The sequence below is a fragment of the Campylobacter portucalensis genome, assembly GCF_009690845.1.
Taxonomy (GTDB): Bacteria; Campylobacterota; Campylobacteria; order Campylobacterales; family Campylobacteraceae; genus Campylobacter_B; species Campylobacter_B portucalensis.
Genome location: NZ_VWSJ01000002.1, coordinates 48,867 through 74,628, shown reverse-complemented (window position 1 = coordinate 74,628; position 25,762 = coordinate 48,867). Strand labels below are relative to the sequence as shown.

The window sequence follows — 25,762 nt, the reverse complement described above, 5'->3', positions numbered from 1 at the left end:
CAGCAATGACTTTAAAGTTAGACGCTTTGCCTTTTAATAGGCTATCTACATATTTAAGCTGTGCCACATTTACTGCATCTGTATCATCATACCCTGCAGCTAAACCTGTAATTCTTCTAGTTTTTTTACTGCTATTGTTTGTATCTCCGATTGCAAATTCTCCAGCAGTTGGTTTCCATATATAATCACTCGTGCTTGATGCTTTATTTGTTGCTATATCGTATCCGTTATTTTCAATATTTCCGCTAGTTTTTGAGTGGCTTCCTATGGCTACGCTATTTGATTCGTCTACAATTGCTCCCTTACCTATTGCAACAGCATTATTTACTGCTGTATAAACATGTAAATTTGTATTACCATTTAATGCTTTGGCTTCATGGCCTATAACCACACTATCTTTAGCACGAGCTGCTTTTGCTCTATTTCCTATTATAACTAAATTATCATTAGCATTTTTATCGTTATCAAAATTTACTTTATTAACATTTACTTCAATATTATTCGCTAATGCAATTATATCAGTTCCATTATATACTTTACTTTTATTACCAATTACTGTTGCCCATGGTGCATTTTCTATATATGCACCTTTTAGTGGTGTTCCTGTTTTTATGTGATTTCCACTACTAGTATAAACTGCACCTATAGCTGTAGATGCAAACGAATTTTTTAGGGTAGTTCCAATTCCCATAACTACAACCGCGTCATTAAGTCTCTTTCGATTACTATCAGTTTCAATCGCAATATTAGAACCTAAAACAAATGAATTAGGAATATCAACACTTACATCTTTACCGATTACTATAGCATTTTGTGCTTTTGATTGTGCACCTTCTCCTATAGCTATAGCTCCATTTGCTTTTGCTCCATCGTTGTTGTAATTTGAATTAGTATCTTGTTTAGAACCTTGCACCGACAAATAGTGTAAATTTGATGAAGATGGATTTGTTTTTAGCAATCCATCAACGTATTTTTTTGTTGTTAATGTCATATTGCTACTACTATCATTTATATCTTCACTCACAGTAACTCTTTTAAATGTTGGTTCGTCTTTTATGCCGATTAAAAGCTCTTTTTTTTCTTTTAAATATGAAGTTCTAATATTATTGCTTGAAAATGTATCTTTTTTATTTAATGCTTTTTCTTCAATTTCCATATTTCCAGCTTTTATTATCAAACTATCGCCCAATTGATGTGTTGCGTTGTTTTCAGCATCTCCAAATATAAAACCTTTATTTATAGCGATGATAGTTTCATCGATTGCCTCTTTAAATGTTGTTGCAGTTTTTGAAGATCCATTATAATTAACTTTCTCAAATGTAGGAGTTTCAAATTTAATATTATCTTTTACTTTTAATCCTAAAATATCTTTTCCTAATTGATGTAGTTGCGTTCCAGTTATGGCTTCATCTGAATTTTGAGAAATTTCGCCATCTAGGATATGTGCAAATTTAATTTTATCACCCATATCAGCAAATGATTTAGTATCCTTACCTGAACCGACAGTTTGAATTTTCTCATTTGCACCTTTTGGACCAGCAAAAACATTTTCTTTTAAAATTACTTTCTTATCAAAAGGAGTTCCATTAGCAGTATTTGCCTTATAAAATTTTCCATCATCACCTTTAACTACTTTATAAATTTGATCGCCAACTTTTGTATAGTAAGTAACTATGCCTTCCTTTTTTACATAAGCCAAGGCTTTTAATTGCCCAATGGTTGCCACGTCGGAATCCAACGCCCCAGGTGCAACACCAACAATTCTTCTTAGACCGAGCTCTTGTTCAACACTATTGCTTTTATTTTTAGTCCAACCAACCGACACTATACCTGCTGCTTTATCGGTTCTTAAATCATAACTTGATCCTTCTGGTGTATATGGAGCTAAATTGATCGCTTCCATCCCTGTTAAAGTGGCTGTATTACTCTTATCTTGTTGGTAAAAGTATTTTGTATGTGATTTATTTCCTAAGGCAACCGAATTTTCCATGCTTGCTTCAGCTTCATTTCCTAATGCTATTGAGTTACTAGCACTTTGATTGATTCTTGCGTTATTTCCAAACGCCACTCCTTTTTCGGCATAAACTTTTGAGCCTGTACCTATAGCAATAGCAGACATTTCAAGTTCTTTTTCACCATTGTTATATTTTATTTTATCAGCCCAATGAAATTCATTAATTTTTGCTTCTTTGTTTCTATTTTCAACTTGTGCACTATGCCCGATAATAATAGACTTTGAAGCATGTTCTGTTAAATTTGCGTCATTACCTAAAACAATACTTTCTCCTGATTTTCCTACTGCTCCATACCCCAAGGCTATTGTGTTGTCTTTTGTTACACCAACGCCAGAACCAATAGCCACAGCCCCAGCACCTGTTACTGTTGTTCCTGTTCCTAAGGCGATTGAATTTTCTTTATGTACGTTGGTTCCAACTCCAATCGCTATCGTATTGCTTGCATATTTTCCGACGTTATTTAATGCACCTAAAACGACAGAATTTTTACCTTTTACATATGAAGCTGTGCCTATAGCTACGGTATTATCTCCACTATTTGCAGTGTAATAGCCTATAGTTATAGCGTGATCTCCATCTTTTTGTTTCTTTTTTATTGATTTTTTAACATCACCAGTCGTTGTTGATAAAAATTCTTTTTCTTCTTCCGTGTATGTTAAATTTAAGTTTTTGATAACCTCACTAATATTATTGCTAATTACGTTATCTGCTAAATGATTAGCAAATCCAGCTTTAACGATTTTGTTCTCATCTCCGGTTTTAAGATTTTTAACTTCAGTTTTTACTATTTTATTTACACCACTATTATCTTCGGATTCCACGATGGTCCCAATACCTAGCTCTTTCATAAGTTTTTGTCTAAATTGTTGAGCTGAACGTTCATCTATTCTGGCATTGGAAGCTACTTTTGTACCTATTGCTATAGATCCATCTCCTACCGCTTTTGCTCCTGAACCGTATGATAAAGCACCTTTATTTGTTGATTCGGCTTCATTTCCTATAGCAAATGAATTTGCAGCAAAAACCCTTGATTCATCTCCAATAGCAACACCACCATTAGCTTCTTCACTGACAAAAGCACGAACACCAACAGCGGTTGAGCCTTTAGCTAAAGCAAATGATAAAGTCCCTAAAGCAAGTGAAGTATCTCCATAAGCAACCGATCTTGAACCAATAGCTATTGCACCTATTCCTGCTGAATAAGTTGGAGAATAGTGTCTATTATCTTGACCATTTTTTTGTCCATATTTCCCTAAAAATTCATCTTTTTTTAATATGTTCTTATAAGTAGTTTTGTTTCCATCGTTTTCATTGTACCCATAAATTTTCAAAATAAGATCTTGCGGTAATGTGTCGGCATATCCGCCTTGACTCAAGATATCATCATTTCCTATGGCAATCGAAGCATAACCTGCTGCCATAACATCTGAACCCACTGCTGTACCTTGTGCTCCTGCATATACATTATTGCCTAATGCCGTTGCTTGAGACTCCCAACCAACGGCATTATATCCAAGTATAGTCATTCCTTGCTTCGTATTTCTACCAGCAGACATAGGTCCAATGATAACAGATTGAGTTACATCAGTATTGGCACCCGAAAATCTATTTTTACTATTTTTACCATCTAATTTAATTGGTGCTAATATAACATTCCCTAAAATTTCATTTTGTTGGCCTCTTCTTAACCAAGCTTTTTTCTCATTCCAGCCATGATCAACACCCGATTCTCCAGTTTCAAAATCAGTTGATAGCCAAGTTGGATTTGCATATGCTACACTCGTTAATATCCCACTCATCAACAACGCAAGTGAAAATGTCCTAAATAAGCTCGCACCCCCCCCGTTGTGGTAGAAGATTGGCAGTTTTTAGCTATCTCAGGAACGGCTTTTACTTGAGATGTTTTTATATTATACTTTGTTTTAAAACTTTTATTCATATTTTTCCTTATATCTTATTTGAAATTAAAAATAATTTAAAAATTTAAGATAAATAGAATTTGGTTAAATAAAGTCAACCAAATTTCTAAAATCTTGTACCGATGGTAAATTCAAAATTATTTGCGCTGTCGTATGGTTTTTTGTTAAATGGTTTTACCCAAAATAATTGCAGTGGTCCAACTGCGGTTGTCCACTCTATACCAGCTCCTGTGCTATGCCTTTTTTCTTCATTCCAAGAGTTATCACCTATCATACCATAATCAAAAAACACAACAAATCTCATTTTGATTCTATCTATTAAAGGCATGCTAAGCTCAAAAGAGTTATTAAAGCTTTTATTCCCGCCGACTTCTATATATTTACAACCACTATCAATGCAAATTTGCTTTTTAGGAATACTTCTTCCATCAAAGCCTCTAATGCTTTTTAATCCGCCTAAGAATAGTTTTCTATTTACTGGCATATCTTTATCATTAAAAATATATCCTGCATTTGCTCTATATCTAAAGATTAAATCCCAGCCGATATAATCTTTAAATCCAAAATACCAGTTTAAATTTGCCATTGTTTTAATGTATTTTGTATTTCCGCCAATTCCTGCGTATTCTAGACTAGCACTAGCTATCAAGCCACTTCTTGGAATGAAATAATCATCCGTATTATTAAAAGAAATTCCAGGGATCAATGAGCTTTTTAGATTGTCTCCATTTTGATAGCCTGCTTTTTCATAGTATTTATCAAGACCTTTTATTGAGGATTTTTCAATTTCATAAGTTAAGAAAATATTTGTATATCTACCTAGCTTTCTTCCAATAGTAGTGCTAAAACCGTAAGTTTTATCTTTATAGTTATTCCAGTCTGAATTTCTTAGATATATTTGACCGCCTAAACTCCACTCCGAATCATAAACTCTAGGATTTGTTAAGCCTATATTTGTGCTTAGTTGATCTTTGCTTTTTTCGATACTAAAATGACCGCCTAAACCGCTACCAAATATATTTTTTTCAGATATAGAGCCATTTATTAAAAATCCATCACCACTTCCATAACCAATACCTCCAGTTATGCTTCCGGTTGGCCCTTCTTTTACTTCAACATTTAGATCTATCTCATTTTCATTAACTCTTGTTTCTGTTATTTGAACATCTTCAAAATATCCAGTTCTTCTTAGTGAATTTTGAGAATCTACTAAATCGCTTCTATTATAAAGTTGTCCTTCGGTTAGATACATCTCTCTTCGTATAACTCTATCGGCTGTTTTTTCGTTGCCTGAAATCGTTACATTTCTTATATAGATTTCTTTTTTGGGATTTACGATATAGTTTATAGAAACTGTGTTATCTTCTTTATTAGGTTTTAAATCAGGATAAATTTCTACATAAGCATATCCTTTATCAGCTACTATATTTTCTAGTTTTGCTATATCTCTCCTTAGCCAATTTGAGTTAAATTTATCACCTTTTTCTAATTTAAAATCATCTATTATACTTTCTTTATCTAAATCTAAAAAATCGGGTGTTTGGATGCTTACTTCACTTACTCTATATCTATCGCCTTCATGTATATAATATGTTAGTTCTGCTGAGTAGTTATTCATATATGCATTAAGATATGGGCTAGAGACTTCCGCTTCTAAATAACCTCTTTTCATATATTCATCTTTAATTCTAGCCGCATCATTTGGAAGCTCTGTTATTTTTAATTTTCCATCATTAAAGCCCCACATCCAGCCAAAAATTTCTCTTTGTTTATTTGCGATGGATGGCTCTATGCTTGAGTAGCTAAGTTTTTTAGCTCCTACTAAATTTACGTTTTTTATGATGATATTTTCGCCCCTGTTTACCACAACAGTTAAATGAAGAGAACTTCCATCTTCGTTTAAAGGCTTTTCTTCTACCTCTACAACAGTATCGAAATATCCTTTTACTTCGTAATATTGTTTAACTCTTTGTTTTACTCTGTTTAATGCTACTTTGTCGTAAGTTTGACCAGGTCTTAAGCCAATAATTTGCTCCATAGCTTCTCTATCATTGGTAACAACGCCCTCTATATCAAGTTTTGCAATAATTGGTTTTTCTTTTACATGAATTGTTATATTTCCATTTTCTTCTTTGATATAAACATCTTCAAAATAGCCTTGTTCAAAAAGCTTAATGATTGCTCTATTTGTATTTTGTCCAGTTATTGTTTGACCTATTCTTAATCCTGAAATTTCAGTAGCTATTAGTGGCGAGAGTTGTTTTAGTCCTTCAAATTTAATAGACTTAATTTCAGTTCCAAAAACTAAATTTGAACAAAAAATTAAAAAAAATGCAGTTTTTTTCATATCGCTTAACCTATAATTATAAATTTAAAAAATAATTGTGTATAATAGCATAAAAAAATAAAATTTAGGCAATATAAGGAAAAATTTATGAAAATTGGCATTGTTGGTTTGGGCTTGATTGGCGGTTCTTTAGGGTATTGTTTAAAAGATATGAAGCTTATTAGCCTTGTTTGCGGCTGTGATATAAATAAAGAAAATGAAAAAGAGGCATTAAATTTAGGCTGTGTGCATGAAATAGTAAATTTAGAAGAGATGAAACAAAAGTGTGATGTTATATTCTTAGCCATACCTGTTGAAGCGATAATTAAAGTATTGCAAGATTTAAAAGATATAAAAAAATCCACAACAATAGTTGATTTAGGTAGCACAAAAAGTGTAATTATAAACTCATGCCCAGAAGAAATAAGACAAAATTTAGTGGCAGCTCATCCTATGGCAGGGACAGAAAATTCAGGACCAAAATTTGCTTTTAAAGAGCTTTTAAAAGATGCTGTTGTTGTTCTTTGTGATGATGAACTTACTGGAGAAAATCACAAAAAAAGGGCTATTGAAATTTTTTCTCATGCTGGAATGAAGATAGTTTTTATGAATTCCTCAAATCACGATCATCACGTAGCTTTAATCTCGCATTTGCCGCACGCTATTAGTTATTCTCTTGTAAATAGTGTTTTAAAAGAAGAAAATAAAAAAAATATAATAAATCTATCTGGTGGAAGTTTTAGCGGAATGAGTAGAATTGCCAAATCTTCTCCTGAAATGTGGGTTGATATCTTTAAGCAAAATAAATTAAATTTATTAAGCTCTATAAAGTCTTTTCAAAATGAGCTTGAAAATTGTGTTGAAATGATAGAAAATGAAGAGTGGCAAAAGCTTAAAGATTGGATGTATGATGCAAGAGTGATCAGAAAATTTATATAAATTTGCTTATAGTTTAGTTTTTTTTAATATAATCTTCGTTTATTGAATTAAAGGAAGTAGATGAGAAAAAAAAGTTTTAGCGGTTTTGTTTATATTTTTTTTATTGTTGCTATTTTAGGTGGGATTTATTATGTGTATTCTTCTAAAATTTTTGAGAGAAATTCGCCTACAATTTCGCTTCCAAATCATATTTTTTGGAATTTAAAAACTCCACTTAAGATTAAGGTTGAAGATGAGAGTGGCATAAAAAGACTTAAGATATTTTTGAGTGATGGAAGTAAAAAAATCACGATTGTTAATCAAAAATTTAGCACGATAGAGAAGGTATTAAATTTTAAAATTGAAATTCCAAAAGGCTCGATTTTAGATAAAAATTCAAATTATCAATTAGAAATTGAAATTACTGATAATAGCAAATGGAATTTTTTTCAAGGAAATAAATTGCTATCTTTTACAAATATTATAGTTGATACAAAATCCCCCGATGTGTATGTATTAAATAACTCATATAAGATTACTAAAGGTGGTTCTGCTGCTGTTGTTTTTAAAGCAAGTGATAAGACTTTAAAAAATATCTATATTCAAACAAATAGCGGTCGCAAATTTCAAGTGGTACCATTTTATAAGGATGGATATTATGCTTCAATAATAGCTTGGCCGATAAAAGATAAAAATTTTAAGGCTTATATTGTGGCTAATGATATGGCTGGAAATGAGAAAAAAATAGACATTCGTTACTATTTGCAAGATAAAATTTATAAAACTTCAGAGATTAACTTAAATGATGATTTTTTAAATGGTAAAATAACTGATTTATTAAATGAATACGCACAAAATCCAGACAATTATCAAGGCGTAGAGAAATTTAAATTTATAAATGAAACCCTAAGAGATAAAAATGAAAATTTAATTTATCAAAAAACATCAAATATAAAAGAAGCTAAGATAGATAATTTTTTTATAAAACCATTTTATCCTCTTAAAAATGGTGCGGCAGTAGCTAGCTTTGGCGATCATAGAATTTATAAAAAAGATGGAGTTGAGGTTAGTCAATCTTGGCACTTAGGGCTTGATTTAGCGAGTGTGGCCAATGCTGAAATTAAAACTAGCAATAATGCAAAGGTTGTTTTTTCTGAAAATAATGGAATTTATGGGTTAAATTTAGGCATTTATCATGGATTTGGAATTTATACGATTTATGGTCATTGTAGTAGCATTTTAGTTAATGAAAATGATGAGATAAAAGATGGAGATGTTATAGCTAACACTGGTTATAGCGGTTTAGCTTTTGGCGATCATTTACATTTTGGGGTTTTAGTGCAAGGTGTTGAAGTTAGACCTGAAGAGTGGATGGATAAAAAATGGATGAATGAAAATATATTTCAAATTTTAGAAAATTCTAAAAAATTAATTGACAATAAAAAATAATTTATGGCTATTTACTAAATTTTTGATATAATTTTTCGATAAAAGCATAGTTCAAGGAATAAATTTTGAAACAAACAACGATAGCAAAAAGGGTTGAAGGTATTGGAATAGGGCTACATAAAGGTGAGCCGATAAGAATAGTTTTAGATCCGCTTGAAGCTGATGATGGGATAGTTTTTTATAGAAAAGATTTAATGACAACGATAAAAGCAAAGCCACAAAGTGTCATAAATACACAGATGGCAACTGTTATCGGAAATGAAAAAGGATATATTTCTACTATTGAGCATCTATTGAGTGCTATAAGTGGTTATGGTATTGATAATATAAAAATTATTTTGGATGCAAATGAAGTCCCTGTAATGGATGGTAGTTCTATAGGTTTTTGTATGATGCTTGATGAGGCTGGAGTTGTAAATTTAGAAGCAGAAAAACAAATAATGATTATAAAAAAAGAGATAGAAATCAAAAATGGTGATAAATTTGTTAAAATTTCTCCATCAAAAAATCCTAAATTTAACTATACTATTAAATTTAATCATCCAATTATTGGAACTCAAAATTATTTGTTTGAATTTTCTAAACAAAACTATATAAAAGAGATAGCTAGAGCTAGAACATTTGGATTTTTAAAAGATGTTCAAGCATTAAGGGCTAAAAATTTAGCACTTGGTGGGAGTTTGGAAAATGCAGTTGTAATGGATGATAATTCTATTTTAAATCCTGAAGGCTTGAGATTTGAAGATGAATTTGTAAGACATAAAATTTTAGATGCTATTGGAGATTTAGCTTTGATGGGGATGCCTATTTTTGGTGATTATGAATCTTATGCTGGAAGCCATGAATTAAATCATTTACTAACTCTTGAAATTTTAAGCGATGCTAAAAACTACGAAATAGTAAAACTAAATCAAAAAGAAGCATTAGAATATGCTAAAGTTTTTTCATAAGGATGAGCTATAAAAAGTGTTCAAATTTTAGTATTAACGCTTCAAAGTCCAGTTGTTGTGGCTATTTATGAAAACAATCAATTTTTAAAAAAAATTACAAGCGACAATAAAGCTAGCGATTTTTTGATAGAGATTATGGATAAAATTTTAAAAGAGTATGATGTTAAAGAACTAATTTATTTAAATGGTCCAGGAAGTTTTATGGGTATAAAAGTGGCTTATATTATTTTAAAAACTATTAGCTTAGTAAAAGAGATTCCTTTCTTTGCTGTAAGTGGATTTGATTTGAATGGGAATAAGCCAATAAAAGCAAATAAAAATCTAAGTTTTGTTAAAGAAAATGATAAAATTTTATTAAAAAAAGTAGAAGCGTGTGATTTTAAAATTCCTTTAAATTTATTAGAATTAAATAAAATTTCAGATACTACTCCAAATTATGTAATAGAGGCTGTTTGATGAAGATTATAGTTCCTGCAACAAGTGCAAATTTAGGACCAGGATTTGATAGTTTAGGGCTTAGTATTGGGCTTTTTAATGAAATACAAATTACAAGAGAAAAACTAACCTCTATATCTATAAAGGGCGAAGGAAGCGATAATTTATATATTAAAAAAAACAATACTTTTGTAAATATATTTAATGAAATTTATAACTCACTTACAAATGAAAGATCGAATTTTAAATTTTCATTTTTAAATAATATACCTTTTTCAAGAGGACTTGGGAGCAGTTCATCTGTCATCGTAGCAGCTATAGCTAGTGCTTATAAAATGGCAGGATTTAATATACAAAAAGATAGAATTTTAAATAAATCTTTAATTTATGAAAATCATCCAGATAATATATCGCCAGCTACATATGGCGGTTTTACAGTTAATATAGTAAAAAATGGTGAAGTTTTTACTAAAAAGTCAAATATAGATTCTCAAATTCAAGCAGTTGTTGTGATACCAAATGAGCCAATATCAACTAGCCAAAGCAGAACACAATTGCAAAAAAACTACCCATTAAGCAGTTGTATCTCAAATTTATCGCACTCATCTTTTTTAAGCGTTTGTTTTTTTGAAAAAGATTATCAATCTTTAAGATTGGCTGCTATTGATAAAATTCATGAAGATATAAGGATGAGTTCATATCCAATTCTTTTTAAAATCAGGCAAGTTGCTTATGAAAATGGTGCTTTAATGAGTACTTTATCAGGGAGTGGTTCTAGTTTTTTAAATATAGTTTTTAGAGATGATGCTTTGAGATTACAAAAAAAATTGCAAGATAACTTTCCAAAATTTAGAGTTTTGTTGTTAGAATTTGATAATGAGGGCTTTAAAATTACATCAAAAAGCTAAAAAAAAGAAAAATAAAGATATAATATGCGAAAAAAATTTAAACCAGTCAGAATGTGTGTTGTTTGTAGGACAAGATATTATAAAGATGAGTTGCTTAAATTTAATCAAAAAAACATACTAAATTTTGATAGCGTTGGTAGAAGTTTTTATATTTGCAGGGATTGTATTTGCAAAGATGATAAAATTTTAAAAAAATATATATCTAAAATAACAAAAATAGATAATATAAATTTAGAAAAGATAAAGGAGAGTGTTTTATATGGCGGATGTTCGCATAAGTGATATAGCTGCTGAACTTGGTTATAGCAGTAAAGAAATTATAGAAAAAGCACATGAGATGGGTCTTAGGCAGATAAAAGGTGCAAATAGTGTAGTTAGTGTAGAAGATGCTGAAGCGATATATAATTATGTTAAAAATGGTGGTCAAATCGTAAAAAAAATCAAACCAAAAAATGTAAAAAAATCCACGCAAAAAGATATAAATTTAGAAGATAAACTTGAAAAAAAATCAAAAAAACTAACATCTAAAACATTAAAACAAAAATCAGAAGAGGTCGCAGAAACTTCACAAAAAATTAAGTCTAAAAATAAACCTAGCATCGATACCACAAATAAAGATATAAATTTAGCTACAAATACAAAATCTTTAGAAGAAAAAAAGATTGAAGATAAAAAAGATATCGTAGAAGATGTAGGATTAAATTTAAAAAGCGAGAAAGGACCTAAAAAACTAGAAACACTAGCTGCAACTACTCTAAATAAAAGGCGTGGAATTGTTATAGTAAAGAAAAAACAATCAGTTAGTGAGTTTCCTAAAAAAGAACCTACTAAAAAGTTAAATGAAGGCTTAGATGCTATTTTTTCAAACACTCAAAGCACTTTAAAAAAGAAGAAAAAAGATAAAAAATCAGTTGTTATTAGCAAAAAAGATGATATCCAAAAAATGGAATTTTTAGATAATCGTCAAATGGCTGATATTAGTATAGATGACGATGATGAATTTATCTTGCCAGATTTAACTGTAAGTTCAATAAAAGTAGAAGAAAAAACACAAACAAAAAAACAGCAAGTTTTCAAAACATCTCAAAACAAATACACAAATCAAGAGATAAATATAAGTCGAGGCTCCAGAAAAAAACATAAAAAACAACCAAAAAATGAAACTAAAGAAAACATTACTTCTGTAAATATTTCAAAAGAAATTAGGGTGTATGAATTTGCTGAAAAGCTAGGCAAACAGCCAAGTGAAATTATCTCTAAATTGTTTATGCTAGGAATGATGACTACTAAAAATGACTTTTTAGATGAGGATGCTATTGAAATTTTAGCAGATGAGTTTAATGTAGAGGTTAATATTATAGATGAGGCTTTAGATTTTGATTATGTAAAAGCTTATGAAGAAGATGAAAATTCTCAAAGCGATTTAGTTTTGAGAGCTCCTGTTATAACAATTATGGGACATGTTGATCACGGAAAAACTAGCCTTTTAGATTACATTAGAAAAACAAGAGTTGCAACAGGTGAAGCAGGTGGTATAACTCAACACGTAGGTGCTTATATGGTAAATAAAAATGGTAAGACAATCACTTTTATAGACACACCAGGGCATGAAGCATTTACTTCTATGAGGCAAAGAGGAGCAAAAGTTACTGATATTGTTATTATTGTAGTTGCAGCTGATGATGGAGTAAAACCTCAAACAAAAGAGGCTATATCTCACGCAAAAGCAGCTGGAGTTCCAATCATAATAGCAATAAATAAAATGGATAAAGATAGTGCAAATCCAGATTTAGTAAAAACTGGACTTTCTGAACTTGATATTATGCCTATTGAGTGGGGTGGCAGTTATGAATTTGTGCCGATTTCTGCTAAAACAGGGATGGGAATTGATGATTTGCTTGAAATTGTTCTTTTACAAGCTGACTTATTGGAATTAAAAGCTAATCCTAACAATAAAGCCAAAGCAACGGTAGTTGAAAGCTCTCTTCAAAAAGGCAGAGGAACTGTTGCGACAATTATAGTTCAAAATGGCACTTTAAGGGTTGGAGATACTGTTGTAGCAGGTGTGGCTTATGGCAGAATAAAAGCAATAACTGATGATAATGGCAAGGCCTTAAAAGAGTTAAAACCGGGAGAATGTGGTGTTATAGTAGGTCTTAGCGAGGTTCCTGAATCAGGAGAGACTTTAATAAGTGTTGATAGTGAAAAAGAGGCTAGAGAGTATGCAAATAAAAAGCATGAATATCTAAGACAAAAAGAGCTTTCGAAATCCACAAAAGTTACTATAGATGAACTTAGTGCTAAGATAGCAGAGGGCGAGATTAAAACCTTACCAGTTATAGTAAAGGCTGATGTTGGTGGAAGTTTAGAAGCGATTAAGGCTAGTTTGGATAAATTAAGGAATGATGAGATTAAAGTAAATATCATCCATAGTGGTATTGGTGGCATAACACAAAATGATATAGGTCTTGCAAGTGCTAGTGATAATTGTATAATTTTAGGATTTAATGTACGCCCAACAGGAGATATAAAAGAAAGAGCAAAAGAACGTGGAGTCGAGATAAAAACATATAATGTAATTTATAATTTATTAGATGATGTAAAAAGTGTTTTAAGCGGAATGATGAGTCCTATAATAAGCGAAGAAGAGCTTGGACAAGCCGAAATTAGACAAGTAATTAATGTTCCAAAAGTTGGTCAAATAGCTGGTTGTATGGTAACTGATGGTAAGATTACAAGAGGTGCAAAAATTCGTGTTATTAGAGATGGGGTTGTGATTTTTGAAGGAAATATTAGCTCTTTAAAACGCTTTAAAGATGATGCAAGAGAAGTTGCAAAAGGCTTTGAGTGCGGAGTTGGTATTGAAGGATTTAATGATATGAAAGAAGGCGATTTCATAGAAAGTTTTGAACAAAAAAAAGAGCAAGCGAGTTTATGATGGGCGAGATTAGACGTCTTAGAACACAAAGTGTTTTAAAAGAGCTTATTCCAGAGGCATTTGCTACTTTAGGAGATTGTGAACTTAGAGGGCTTTGCGTTACTGATGTGGAGTGTAAGAATGGAAGATATGATGCTTTTGTTTATATTGATAAAATGCTTTTAAGCGAAAGTGAACAAAAAGAAATTTTAAAAAAACTTAGTAAGGTTGAGAGGTATTTGCAAAATTATTGCAAAGAAGCTGAGGGATGGTTTAGATGTCCAAGGTTTCATTTTAAATTTGATGATAGATTGGAGTATCAAAATCATATGGATAGTTTATTTGAAAAGATAAATAAGGATTTAGAAAAAAATGGTTGATTTGGAAGCTTTAGTAAAAGAGTGTGGGTTAAATTTATACGATACAGAAGTAGTAAATGAAAATGGCAGGGCTATTTTTAGAGTATATATAACAAAAGATGGTGGTGTAAATTTAGATGATTGTGAAAAAGTTAGCAGAATTTTATCTCCTATTTTTGATGTTGAGCCACCTTTAAACGGAGATTATAATCTTGAAGTTAGTAGTCCAGGACTAGAGAGAGTGTTATCAAAAAAAGAGCATTTTTTAAAAAGCATTGGGGAAAATTTAAAAGTAAAAACCATAAATAAGGAGAATTTTGAAGGTAAAATTTTAAGTTTCATTGATGAAATTTTAACCATTAAAAACCAAAATCAAACACTTCAAATAAATTTTAATGAGATTAAAAAAGCCAAAACTTACATAAAGTGGTAGGATTAAATTTAATTTTGTTTAGATTGTAGCTTGTTTTTTAAATTAATTGTGTAAATCATATAAATTAAGGTTTTAAAACAGGTAAATAATTTGCATTAATAATAATATAATCAGATAAGCTTTTTTTATTATTGGGTATTGATTAAAATATAAAAACTAAAAGAATTTGAGTAAATAAATAATAGCTTTTTGAGATTAAACTAATTGATAGAGGAAGTGCAAAAAAGTTTAAAAATTTATATTTATGACTTCAATAAAATTTAATGCAAGCTCAGAATTAGCTATTTTAGCAATAACAAAAAAGTTCAAATATCATAAGAATATAAATTTATATAATAATTTAAACCAAACCCAACTCAAGATCTGATAAACTCAAAATGTTATTGCAAAATTTTAAAGAGTTTTTATCTAAAATACCACATATAAAGGAAGTAGAGCGTGTAAATATTTAAAAGATGGGCTACTTATTTAACTAAATTTATTAAATCAAACCTAAACAAAAGATATGAATATAAAATTTGATAAATTATAATATGATATTTTAGAGTAAGGCATTAAAAAATATTTTAGAATATCATAAATCAAACTTAAATTTAAAAATATAAGAATGGTAAATTTTCTTGTATAAAAAAGTGCTAGTTTAGATAGTGATTTAGATAGCAAATTTATTAAAACTAATAAGAGAAATGAGATTTTGTTAAGTTTAGCCACATAAGCTAAACTTAGCCATTTATCAAAATTTGATATTTTGATAAATTAGCAAAACATCGTAAGAATTTAAAATCATATAATAGCATAAGGCTTTTGTTGAAGTGAAAGTATTGAAAATTAGGTTAAATAAATTTAAAAGTATAAAAAGATATGATTTTATCTTGCATTTTATATAGGGTAGTAAATTTAAATCTAATATTAATAAATATTATTAATTATATCAAACTGGCAATAGAAAATAAGCTTTAATTTAGGGTATTAGGTATTTTTATTTAGATTCAATAAAACAAAATTATTTTTATTTTTATTTATTATAATGCCAAAAACTAATACTTGTAAATGCAAAATAAATTTTTCTTTATTCTTCTAAATTTTAGTCACTTTGGTCTTACAATTACCAAATTTCAATTCCATTGATATCATTTGCAAACTCATTTTTACTTTTAAGTGCTGCCTATAAAAAGAAAGATATTTTATGTTTTACCCTATAATTTCAGAGTATTTGACTGAATTTAACAATTAAGCTCAAAATTTGCCAAGACTTTGAATTTATTTAAAGGTTATAGCTTCTAAAGCAAAACAGAATTTTCTTATAAATTTGAGAGTGATAATATATTTATTTTCATAGTTTAAATCATAATTTATTGAAGTGTGGGTTTTGCTGAGCCATTGTTATTATAAAGAATTTTGATGGTAATAAAATTAAAATACCTAATTAATATTATAATAAAATAATATTTATTTTAGATATCAACGCTATAAGTAAATCAATCATAGCATCACAAACAATTTTTAGTTATTTTATAATTGCTAGAACAAAATTAAAAACTAAAGAGGCTTTGCTAAACTAAAAAATTTAATAGTATTGGAGTAAATTTTAAATTACATTTAAAGAGTGTGAATTTAAGAGATGGAAAATAATATTAAAAAAATAGTTGATGATTTATATGCAAAATATTAAAGAAAAATAATCTTTCCTCAATCTAGCACAAAAAATCAAAATTATTAAAATTTAAATATATTAGAAAACGCATAATACAGCTAAATTTGAAAAGTATTGACTCCATTTGCTTTTGAAATTTCAAGATTTTTAGATAATTTATGATTTATCTCATCGACTGACATACTGTTTTTTGAAACGACTATGCCAATATTTAGAGTTATTTCAAAATCTTGAAATTCGCTTTTAAATTTTTTTGATATATTTTTTAGTTGGTTGTTATTTTTTATATTTTTAAATATATTATTTGCTATATTTATTGCACCAGTTTCATTTGTATTTTGACATATGATTAAAAATTCATCTTGCCTTATAGAATAAAGTATATCGCCACTTCTTATGGAAGCTTTTAATAAATCAACCACTATTAAAACAACATCTAAAGCCTTGTCTGTGCCAAAATTATTTAAAATATAAGAGTATTCATTTATATTGATTAGTATTGTTGCTAATTTTTGATTAAATTGTTCGCTATTTTTTATAGAAATTTCTAATCCTTTTGTAGCTTGTATTTGATTTGGTAAATTTGTTAATGGGTCAAAAGTTGGTATTGTGGCATATTTTTTACTTAGTTCTAAAGATTTAGTCTTGATAATTTTAATTTCATTTAGTAAATTTGAATTTTCTTCTTTAAATTTTTGGTTTATTAATAGTGCAGAATCTAAAATTTCATTAAAAATTTTAACAGTATCTGTTTGAAAATTTATCAAATTTGTCATTTCAAATGCCTCTTTTGGAGATTTTCCGCTATTTATCAAAAGTATTTGTTGCAACAAAATTTCATCTTGTTTTAAAATTTTAAAATCAGCAAAATATATTAAAAAATTTAGTAAAATTCTGACATTATTTGTATCTTCTTCTATTTTGGAGCATAAAACACTAAGCTCTTTTATAAATTTATCTTGACTTGTTTTATGGATTTGCACTTGTCTTTCGTCTATTTGGTAATTATGCATTAAATTTAATATATCTTCAAATTGATTTGCACTATAGTGTGCCATCTTTTTGAAAAATATCTGAATTTCAAAATAAGCTAAAGAGTTATTTACTAAATTTTTACCTAAATCGCTTACTAATTTCATATAATTAGAGTTTCTATTTTTTATATGATTTATTTGTTCAACACAATTTTTCATCTATTGCTCCTATAAATTTTTATTTTACATCCATTCTAAAATTTGTTTAATCTCTTTGGCTACAAATGTTTTTATTCCTTTTGTTTCAAGAGGTTTTGAGGGGGCGATTATAGTTTGAAAATTTTGCATTAAAGCCTCTTTTGCTCGTAAGTCCAAATTTGAAATCTCTCGTATCTCGCCATTTAAACTAACCTCACCCAAAAAAATACTCTCCTTGCTAAGCGGTCTGTTTCTAAAACTACTAACAATTGCCGCCACCACTGCTAAATCAGCCGCTGTTTCGCTAATCTTAACCCCTCCAGTTACATTCACAAAAACATCATAATGCCCAAGCAAAATTTCCATTTTTCTATCAAGAAGAGCAATTATCATATCTAAGCGATTTTTATCGTATCCAGTTGAGCTTCTTTTAGGATAAGAGCTCTCACAAACTAAAGCCTGAATTTCCACAATTAAAGGGCGAGTGCCTTCCATCACAACCGTGATTGCACTTCCACTAATTGCTTTTCCTCTTGTGAAAAATTTACTAGCTATATCTTTTGTGCTTATTAAGCCTTTAGCACTCATCTCAAAAATTCCAACCTCACTTGTTGATCCAAAGCGATTTTTAAATCCTCTTAAAATTCTAAGCTCTTTGCTTGCATCGCCCTCAAAATAAAGCACCACATCAACCATATGTTCCAAAATTCTAGGACCAGCAATTGATCCTTCTTTTGTAATATGACCTATGATAAATACGCAAATATCGCGTTCTTTTGCAATTCTCATCAACTCAAAAGTAATCTCTCTTACTTGTGAAATAGAACCAGGTGCTGATGAAATTTTATCACTAAATAAAGTTTGAATGCTATCGATTATTAAAATTTGATAATCTTTTTTTAATAGTTCCGATTTTATATTTTCTAGTGAAATTTCAGCTAAAAGATATAAATTTTGAGTTACACTATCAAGTCTGTTGGCTCTTATTTTTATCTGACTCAAACTCTCTTCGCCACTTACATATAGTACATTTAGCCTTTTTTTGGCTAAATTTGATGCTATTTTTAAAAGCAGGGTTGATTTGCCAATCCCAGGACTTCCGCCTATTAAAATCAAACTTCCTTTTACCACACCGCCACCCAATACCAAATCAAGCTCTTTATCATCTGTTGAAATTCTGCTTATATTTTCTACCTCTATATCGCAGATTTCTTGTGCTAGAGAGGGCTTTTTGTTAAATTTATTTTGACTTTCTATAAATTTAATTTGCTCTTTATTTAGTTCTATAAAGCTATCCCAAGATCCGCATTCTGGACATTTCCCCATCCATTTTGATTGTTTATTGCCACACGCTTCACACTCAAAAATTACTTTATTTTTCGCCATTATCAAAAATCGCTTCTAATATAGTTTCTATAAATTGATCTGCATCAAATTTAATTAAATCTTGCATTTTTTCACCGACACCTATATATAAAATCGGCAACTCCAACTCTCTTGCTATCCCAAATAAAGCTCCTCCTTTTGGTGTCCCGTCTAATTTAGTTATAATAACCCCATCTATTTTTACAATATCATTAAACGCATAAGCTTGATTTACGCTATTGTTTCCTTGTGTGCCATCAAGAACTAAAATTTTTCTATGAGGTGCATTTTCTAGAGCTTTACTTGAAATTCTAACTATCTTTTCTAACTCTTTTGCTAAATTTTTTTGATTTTGAAGCCTACCTGCCGTATCGATGATGACATTATCAAATTCCTTTGCAACAGCAGAACTTATCGTATCGAATGCAACAGCTGCTGGATCGTGACCTTGATTTGATGCGACAATTGGTATATTTAGGATATTAGACCATTGTCTAAGTTGTTCAATCGCTCCAGCCCTAAAAGTATCGCAAGCACCAAGCATTACTTTTTTACCACTATTTTTATATAAATTTGCAAGTTTTGCTATGGTTGTTGTTTTACCTGCACCATTTACGCCTAAAATTAACTCAACAAATGGCTTTTTTTTATCTAAATTCTTGTTTTCATACATAAAATACGTACTCATAACTCGCTTTAAATCACTTCTTTGAATTTCATCATTTGGCGGAAGATAGTAGATTATCTCCTCTACTATTTCATAATCGACATCAGCTTCTAAAAGCATCTCTTCTAAAATTTCTTTTGAAATTTTTTGATTTTGTTTTTTGACAGATTTGATTGCATTTGCAGTTTTTTCAAGCCCTTTTTTAAAAAAATTAAACATCATTCCATCCTCAATATCTCTTTATCTAACATCTCTTCAGCAATAATTCCTCTATAATGCCTAAAATAATCCCCATTTTTATGATATAAAATCATAAATGGAATTTGTGTTATATCATCAAAATGTTTTAAAAGAGATTCATTATTTAAGCTTATGCTAAATTTTATATCCATTTCTTTTAAAAACTCATCTAAATTTTGAGCCTTTAAAACAATACCTATTATATCCAAATCATCTTTATATCTTTCTTGCAAATTATTGAGTAAGGATATTTGGGCGTTACAAGGTGTGCAATTTTCTGTTAAGAAAAAAAACATAATATTTTTATTGTTGTTTATAAATTCAAACCCAGTTTTTGTTTTTTTGAGTGTTAAAATTTTTCCATTATTTAAATTTAAATTAAAAGGTGCAAATAAATTCTCACTAAGATAAGATTCTTGATTTTTTGTATCATTTAAATCATCGCTAATATCATCAACTGCTTTTTTATCATCACAAGCATTTAAAAAAAACATTAAAAATATAAAAAATATAAAACGAATTATCATTTAAATTCCTAAAAATTTATAATTAAAGCTAAAATTATACAAAATTATACTAAAATAAGCGTTAAATGGATAGTATAACAAAAGAAAAATTTAGAAAAATTGCCAAAATAAGTTTAAAAAAAGAGGTAAAAATTTCTGCTAAATGCAGGCATTACGCTATTTTGTTGAATTTAAAAGAAATTATTAAAATTACAAATTCAAAAGATATTTTATTTTTTGTTCCGACAAAATATGAACCAGATTTGTTACTTTTAAGAAGAAATTTATCAAAGAAACATCACATTTTTATTCCGTTTATGCAAAATCTTAGCTTTAAAATGGTAAAATTGAAACTACCTTTTTATAAATTTCGTTTTGGCATAAGACAAAATAAATTTAAAAACGAATTTAAAAAAAGATTAGATTTAGCCGTTGTTCCAGTTATTGGAGTTGATGGAAAAATGGCTAGAATTGGGCATGGAAAAGGATTTTATGATAGATTTTTTTCAGGCTTAAAATATAAACCTATTGTGGTATTTGTGGAGATAAAAGATATGTTTATAAAAGATATTATTTCAGAAAATCACGATGTTAGATGTGATTTTTATCTAACTCCAAGTAAAAATTATTTAATAAGAGGAAAATATGATAGAAATTTTAATAGGCTTAGGAGCCGGTGCAGTGGGAGTTGGCATAGGATACGGTGTAACTAAAAAAATTAACGATGCAAACTACTCAGTATTTGTAGAACAAGCAAAAGCAAAAGCAAAAGCTATTGAATTTGAAGCAGAAAGTATCTTAAAAGATGCTAAACTTAGTGTGCAAGAGGCGGAATTTTCAGCCAAAAAAAAGTATGAAGATAAAGAAATCAAACTTCAAAAGGAATTTGATTTAAAAGTAGATGAACTTGAAAAAGAGGGAAAAAATTTAATTACTGAAAAAGAAAATTTAGAAAAAAAATCAAAAGAGATTGAAAATTTTAAAATAGATGCTAAAAAAATATATGATGAGGGTCTAAATTTAAAAAAAGATTACGAAGATAAAATTAACGAAGCTTTAAGAGTTTTAGAGCATTCTGCTGGACTTACTCAAGATGAGGCAAGAGAGGAGATTTTAAGGCGGGTTGAGGAAAAAAGTAGAGGCGATATAGCTCATATAGTCAGAAAATATGAAGAAGAAGCTAAAAAAGAGGCCAAAAAAAGGGCAAATTATATATTAGCACAAGCTACGACTCGTTTTGCTGGAGAGTATGCTGCTGAAAGACTTATAAATGTTGTAGATATTAAAAATGATGATTTAAAAGGCAGAATTATCGGAAAAGAAGGGCGTAATATCAAGACTTTAGAGATGGTTTTGGGTGTTGATATTATAATTGATGATACCCCGCACGCCATAGTTTTAAGTAGTTTTAATCTTTATAGGAGAGCTATTGCTACAAGAGTGATTGAGATTTTAGTAGAAGATGGTAGAATTCAGCCAGCAAGAATTGAAGAAATTCATAAAAAAGTAAGTGATGAATTTGAATCAAGTATATTAGAAGAAGGCGAAAATATAGTGATGGATTTAGGATTAAATGGAATTCATCCAGAATTAATAAAGCTTATTGGAAAGCTTAAATTTAGGGCTAGTTATGGACAAAATGCTTTAGCACATAGTTTAGAAGTAGCTCATTTAGCAGGAATTATAGCTGCTGAAACGGGTGGCAATGAAAAATTAGCAAAAAGAGCAGGGCTTTTGCATGATATTGGTAAAGCTTTAACTCATGAATTTGAAGGAAGCCATGTTGATTTAGGGGCTGAAGTTTGCAAAAGATACAAAGAGCATCCAGTTGTAATTAATGCAATATATGCTCATCATGGACATGAAGAAGCCTTAAGTGTAGAGTGTGCAGCAGTTTGTACAGCTGATGCTTTAAGTGCTGCAAGACCGGGGGCTAGAAGAGAGGTTTTAGAGAGTTTTTTAAAAAGAGTAAGTGATATTGAAGAGATAGCTTTAAATAAAAATGGCGTTAAGCAAGCTTATGCTATAAATGCTGGTCGTGAAATTCGCGTTATGGTAAATGCAAATTTAATTAACGACGATGAGGCGGTTTTGGTGGCTAAAGAGATTGCAGAAGATATTAAAGCAAATGTACAATATCCAGGCGAAATAAAAGTAAGTGTTATTAGGGAAACAAGAGCGGTTAATTACGCTAAATAGAGGAAAATATGAAGAAAATTTTAATTTGTTTTTTAGTGATGTTTGGAAATTTATGGGCCTTAAATGAGGAAATTTTAATAAGCTCAGCAAATGCTTATGCTATAACAATGGAAGATGTGGATATTAAAAATAAGTTAGTCGAAAAATCAAAAGCAATTTTAATTTTTCCAAGCGTAAAAAAGGTGGGTTTTATAGTTGGCGGTCTTTTGGGAGATGGCGTTTGTTTGATGAAAAACTCAGATAGTTTTATACCAATGAAAGCCAAAATATCAAATGCTAGTATAGGTTTTCAAGTAGGATATGAGGATAATTATATGGTAATTTTTATTATGGATGATGAGACTTTAAACAATATACTCAACTCAAAAGCAAGTTTAAGCCTAGATGCAACAGCTTCTATTTATAAGCTTAGTGCAAACGTTGGTGCTATAAATGCTTTTAATAAAAATATTTATGCTTACACTAATAAATCTGGAATTTTTGCTGGTGCTAGTTTGGGTGGATTTAAAATAAGTGTTGATACAAAATCTATCTATAAAACACAAAGTTATGGTTTTAAAAATTTAATATCGGTTATAAATAAGGATTAGCATGGAAGATATGCTAACTTATTTATCAACTTATGGTTATATTATATTATTTGCCTACACTCTTGGTGGAGGTATGGTGGCTATCATAGCAGCTGGAGTTCTTAGTTATGCTGGTAAAATGGATTTAACTTTAATTATAATCGTAGCCTCTATTTCAAATTTCTTAGGCGATACTTTGCTTTTTTATTTGGGACGGTATAATAAGCAAGCCATTATGCCATATTTTAAAAAACAGACTAGAAATTTAGCTTTAGCACAAATTCTATTTAAAAAACATGGCGGTAAAATTATATTTTTTAAAAAATACATTTATGGACTTAAAACTTTAGTTCCTATTGCTATTGGTCTTACCAAATACTCTTTTGGTAAATTTAGCATTATAAATTTAATAAGCTCTATAATTTGGGCTATTAGCTTAGGATTTTTGAGTTATTATATGGCCGATTTATTGATTGATTTTTTTAAATTTATGGAAAAAAAACCTTGGATAACACCTCTTATTTTATTGTTTATTTTAGGAGTTATTGTTTTTTATTTTAAAAAAGCAACTAAAAAAGGTAAAGTTGTAAGTAAAATTTAGCTTTTTATTGAAATAGATAATTTAAATTTTACAAAGATAGGAAAATTTTATAATCATAAATTTAATCTCAATTATAAAGTTTTCTTTATTTAGCTAAATTTAATTAAATTTCATATTTTTTTATAAATTTATCAATCTCTTCTTTTGTGCCAATTATTATTAAAGTATCTCTAATTTTTAGAGTATTAAGTTCATTTGGATGTTGCGTCCACTTATTTTCATTTTTATGAGCAATCACGCTTACATTTTGATTAAAATCAGAAATCTTTTTTTCAGCCAATTTCGAGTCAATATGAAGTTTTAAAATTTTCATTGATGTAGTTATATTAAAAATAGTATAATTAGGATGAGCCAATAAATCATTTGCTAAATTTAATGCAATATCTCTGTTTGGATATATTACTTTATTTGCTCCAAGTTTTGAGTAAATTTGACCATATGTTGTATCTTCGGCTTTAACTATAATCTCTTTTACACCAAGTTCTTTTAATGCCATAAGGCTTAAAATAGCACTTTGATTATTATCTCCAAGACTTATGATTGCAGTATCGGCTTGAGTGACGCCACTTTGCTTGAGAATTTCTATATTGCTTGCATCTGCTATTACGCAATTTTCTGGTATGTGTGTTAAATTTTTAAAGCTATTTTTATTTTTATCTATACATATTAAATTCGAATTACTCTTAATAAGCTCATTGACCAGTACAGAGCCAAATTTTCCAACGCCTATTACCACATATGTTTTCATAATATAACATCCTCTTCTAAATATGAAATTTTTTCTTTATTCTTTTTTGTTATTATCACTACACTAAAAGCAAACACCCCAACCCTGCCAAGATACATCAAAATAATTATATAAATTTTACCAAAGTCGTTAAATTTAGATGTTAAAGATGCCGACCCTCCATCTCCTATGCTTAATCCTACTGTTCCAAAAGCAGAGCAAATTTCATAAAATATATCTAAAAACTGTTTATTTTCTCTATCTTGAGTAGCACTTAAGATTAAAGTAGATATCATTATATAAAATAAAGCACTTACTAAAATCAAAAAAGCTTTGTTTACTGTTTGTTTTGGAATTTCTCTTTTAAATACAACGCAATCCTCATTTCTAAAAGATTTAAATGTGTATATAAGAAAAATTGCAACTGTTACTGTTTTTATACCTCCAGCTGTTCCGCCAGGACTAGCACCTATAACCATTAAAATAGACGAAAAAAATATGCTTTGATCGTTTAAATTTGATATATCAAATGTATTAAATCCAGAAGTTCTTAAATTTACAGAATAAAAAAAAGCATTTGAAATTTTATTAAATATATCAAAATGGCTTAGAGTATTATTGTATTCAAACAAAAATATAAGAGCAAAACCAATAAATAAAAATACGATAGTAGATATTAGGACGATTTTTGAATGCACACTTAATCTATAAATTTGCTTTTTATAATACAAAATACACTCATCTATTACCAAAAATCCAAGACCGCCTAAAATTATTAAAATGCTAATTATAAAATTTAATATGAAGCTTTGATTGACTAAGTTATTTGAAAATGTAGAAAAACCTGCATTATTAAAAGCAGAAATAGAGTGAAAAACAGCATGAAAAATACTTTGTTTTATACTCATATTAAAAGATAAATCTAAAAATATCAAAAAAGCACCAATGCACTCTATCGTAAAAACAAAAATAAAAATTTTTATACTAAATTTTATAATTCCTTTAAAATTTGGATAGCTTGTTTGTTGTATTAGTAAATTTCTGCCAAAATAGCCTATTTTTTGCCTAAACAAAATAAAAATTAAAGCAGCCATAAGAATAAAACCAAATCCACCAATTTGTATGAGAGCTAAAATCACGCTTTGACCATAAATGCTAAGATCTGTAGAGATATTAAAAGTGCTAAGTCCAGTTACACAAATAGCAGAAGACGTTACAAAAAATAACTCCAAAAAGCTTAATTGTTTAGTTCTCATAATGTCCATATTAAGTATAAAAGCTCCAATCAAAGCCATACACACATAAGACAATAATATTATCTTAAAAGCTTTATTCATCTTTTCTCCAAAATCAGTGTAGAATTATATCATTTTTATTTAAATCTTAGCAATTTTAAAAAAGTTTATAAAATTTTAATATTAGCAAATTTGTAT

Annotated in this window: 22 protein-coding genes; 13 read left to right on the top strand and 9 right to left on the bottom strand. The window is 29.1% G+C overall.

Annotated elements, in window-relative coordinates; translation table 11 throughout:
• From F1B92_RS01300 to bamA, 3 genes are all read right to left on the bottom strand, one after another.
• Nucleotides 1–3,814, bottom strand: a 3,814-nt coding sequence (locus tag F1B92_RS01300; RefSeq protein ID WP_229770859.1) for a hypothetical protein, incomplete at its 3' end; no start/stop codon positions are given.
• Nucleotides 3,814–3,954, bottom strand: a complete 141-nt coding sequence (locus F1B92_RS01295; protein ID WP_154570110.1) for an ESPR-type extended signal peptide-containing protein — start codon at nucleotides 3,952–3,954, stop codon at nucleotides 3,814–3,816. The genes F1B92_RS01300 and F1B92_RS01295, both read right to left, overlap by 1 nt.
• An 86-nt stretch (nucleotides 3,955–4,040) precedes the next feature.
• Nucleotides 4,041–6,281, bottom strand: coding sequence for an outer membrane protein assembly factor BamA (gene bamA, locus F1B92_RS01290; protein ID WP_154570109.1), 2,241 nt, complete (start codon nucleotides 6,279–6,281; stop codon nucleotides 4,041–4,043).
• 87 nt (nucleotides 6,282–6,368) lie between these two features.
• On the opposite strand from bamA, the gene F1B92_RS01285 reads away from it, so the two are divergent.
• From F1B92_RS01285 to rimP, 9 genes are all read left to right on the top strand, one after another.
• The gene (locus F1B92_RS01285; protein WP_154570108.1) at nucleotides 6,369–7,199 is read left to right on the top strand and encodes a prephenate dehydrogenase; all 831 of its coding nucleotides are present in this window, start codon (nucleotides 6,369–6,371) and stop codon (nucleotides 7,197–7,199) included.
• A gap of 60 nt (nucleotides 7,200–7,259) precedes the next feature.
• Nucleotides 7,260–8,627, top strand: a complete 1,368-nt coding sequence (gene pgp6, locus F1B92_RS01280; RefSeq protein ID WP_154570107.1) for a peptidoglycan metallopeptidase Pgp6 — start codon at nucleotides 7,260–7,262, stop codon at nucleotides 8,625–8,627.
• A 65-nt stretch (nucleotides 8,628–8,692) separates the two neighbouring features.
• Nucleotides 8,693–9,577: a UDP-3-O-acyl-N-acetylglucosamine deacetylase gene (lpxC, locus tag F1B92_RS01275; protein WP_154570106.1), complete on the top strand. Its 885-nt coding sequence runs from the start codon at nucleotides 8,693–8,695 to the stop codon at nucleotides 9,575–9,577.
• 57 nt (nucleotides 9,578–9,634) lie between these two features.
• On the top strand, nucleotides 9,635–10,033 hold the full coding sequence (locus F1B92_RS01270) for a glycoprotease (protein ID WP_326833057.1): 399 nt from the start codon (nucleotides 9,635–9,637) through the stop codon (nucleotides 10,031–10,033).
• Nucleotides 10,033–10,920 (top strand): homoserine kinase, encoded by an 888-nt coding sequence (gene thrB / locus F1B92_RS01265; RefSeq protein WP_154570105.1) that lies wholly within the window; start codon nucleotides 10,033–10,035, stop codon nucleotides 10,918–10,920. The genes F1B92_RS01270 and thrB overlap by 1 nt, the downstream gene beginning before the upstream one ends.
• Nucleotides 10,921–10,944: 24 nt before the next feature.
• Complete coding sequence (locus tag F1B92_RS01260) at nucleotides 10,945–11,202, top strand: DUF448 domain-containing protein (protein ID WP_154570104.1); 258 nt, start codon at nucleotides 10,945–10,947, stop codon at nucleotides 11,200–11,202.
• Nucleotides 11,180–13,858 (top strand): translation initiation factor IF-2, encoded by a 2,679-nt coding sequence (infB, locus tag F1B92_RS01255; RefSeq protein WP_154570103.1) that lies wholly within the window; start codon nucleotides 11,180–11,182, stop codon nucleotides 13,856–13,858. The genes F1B92_RS01260 and infB overlap by 23 nt, the downstream gene beginning before the upstream one ends.
• Nucleotides 13,855–14,217, top strand: a complete 363-nt coding sequence (gene rbfA / locus F1B92_RS01250; protein WP_154570102.1) for a 30S ribosome-binding factor RbfA — start codon at nucleotides 13,855–13,857, stop codon at nucleotides 14,215–14,217. Before infB ends, rbfA begins: the two co-directional genes overlap by 4 nt.
• Entirely contained in the window at nucleotides 14,210–14,629 is a 420-nt protein-coding gene (gene rimP / locus F1B92_RS01245) for a ribosome maturation factor RimP (protein WP_154570101.1), read from the top strand. Before rbfA ends, rimP begins: the two co-directional genes overlap by 8 nt.
• Before the next feature lie 1,752 nt (nucleotides 14,630–16,381).
• Here rimP and F1B92_RS01240 read toward each other — a convergent pair.
• From F1B92_RS01240 to F1B92_RS01225, 4 genes are read right to left on the bottom strand one after another with little or no spacing between them, the layout of a single operon-like run.
• Nucleotides 16,382–17,476: a diguanylate cyclase domain-containing protein gene (locus F1B92_RS01240; RefSeq protein WP_154570100.1), complete on the bottom strand. Its 1,095-nt coding sequence runs from the start codon at nucleotides 17,474–17,476 to the stop codon at nucleotides 16,382–16,384.
• A 24-nt stretch (nucleotides 17,477–17,500) separates the two neighbouring features.
• Complete coding sequence (radA, locus tag F1B92_RS01235) at nucleotides 17,501–18,841, bottom strand: DNA repair protein RadA (RefSeq protein WP_154570099.1); 1,341 nt, start codon at nucleotides 18,839–18,841, stop codon at nucleotides 17,501–17,503.
• Complete coding sequence (gene ftsY, locus F1B92_RS01230) at nucleotides 18,828–19,706, bottom strand: signal recognition particle-docking protein FtsY (protein ID WP_154570098.1); 879 nt, start codon at nucleotides 19,704–19,706, stop codon at nucleotides 18,828–18,830. The genes radA and ftsY overlap by 14 nt, the downstream gene beginning before the upstream one ends.
• A complete protein-coding gene (locus F1B92_RS01225) occupies nucleotides 19,706–20,254 on the bottom strand; it encodes a TlpA family protein disulfide reductase (RefSeq protein WP_154570097.1) in 549 nt (182 codons plus the stop codon). Before F1B92_RS01225 ends, ftsY begins: the two co-directional genes overlap by 1 nt.
• A 65-nt stretch (nucleotides 20,255–20,319) precedes the next feature.
• On the opposite strand from F1B92_RS01225, the gene F1B92_RS01220 reads away from it, so the two are divergent.
• The 4 genes from F1B92_RS01220 to F1B92_RS01205 are packed head-to-tail and all read left to right on the top strand — an operon-like array spanning nucleotide 20,320 to nucleotide 23,602.
• Nucleotides 20,320–20,946, top strand: coding sequence for a 5-formyltetrahydrofolate cyclo-ligase (locus F1B92_RS01220; protein ID WP_154570096.1), 627 nt, complete (start codon nucleotides 20,320–20,322; stop codon nucleotides 20,944–20,946).
• Nucleotides 20,879–22,432 (top strand): ribonuclease Y, encoded by a 1,554-nt coding sequence (rny, locus tag F1B92_RS01215; RefSeq protein WP_154570095.1) that lies wholly within the window; start codon nucleotides 20,879–20,881, stop codon nucleotides 22,430–22,432. The genes F1B92_RS01220 and rny overlap by 68 nt, the downstream gene beginning before the upstream one ends.
• A gap of 8 nt (nucleotides 22,433–22,440) precedes the next feature.
• Nucleotides 22,441–23,022, top strand: a complete 582-nt coding sequence (locus F1B92_RS01210) for a lipid-binding SYLF domain-containing protein (protein WP_154570094.1) — start codon at nucleotides 22,441–22,443, stop codon at nucleotides 23,020–23,022.
• 1 nt (nucleotide 23,023) lies between these two features.
• Entirely contained in the window at nucleotides 23,024–23,602 is a 579-nt protein-coding gene (locus tag F1B92_RS01205) for a DedA family protein (RefSeq protein ID WP_154570093.1), read from the top strand.
• 103 nt (nucleotides 23,603–23,705) lie between these two features.
• Here the strand turns inward: F1B92_RS01205 and F1B92_RS01200 are convergent, their stop codons facing one another.
• Both F1B92_RS01200 and F1B92_RS01195 read right to left on the bottom strand, forming a co-directional pair.
• A complete protein-coding gene (locus F1B92_RS01200; protein WP_154570092.1) occupies nucleotides 23,706–24,350 on the bottom strand; it encodes a potassium channel family protein in 645 nt (214 codons plus the stop codon).
• Complete coding sequence (locus F1B92_RS01195; RefSeq protein ID WP_154570091.1) at nucleotides 24,347–25,666, bottom strand: TrkH family potassium uptake protein; 1,320 nt, start codon at nucleotides 25,664–25,666, stop codon at nucleotides 24,347–24,349. Before F1B92_RS01195 ends, F1B92_RS01200 begins: the two co-directional genes overlap by 4 nt.
• Nucleotides 25,667–25,762 lie beyond the last annotated feature (96 nt).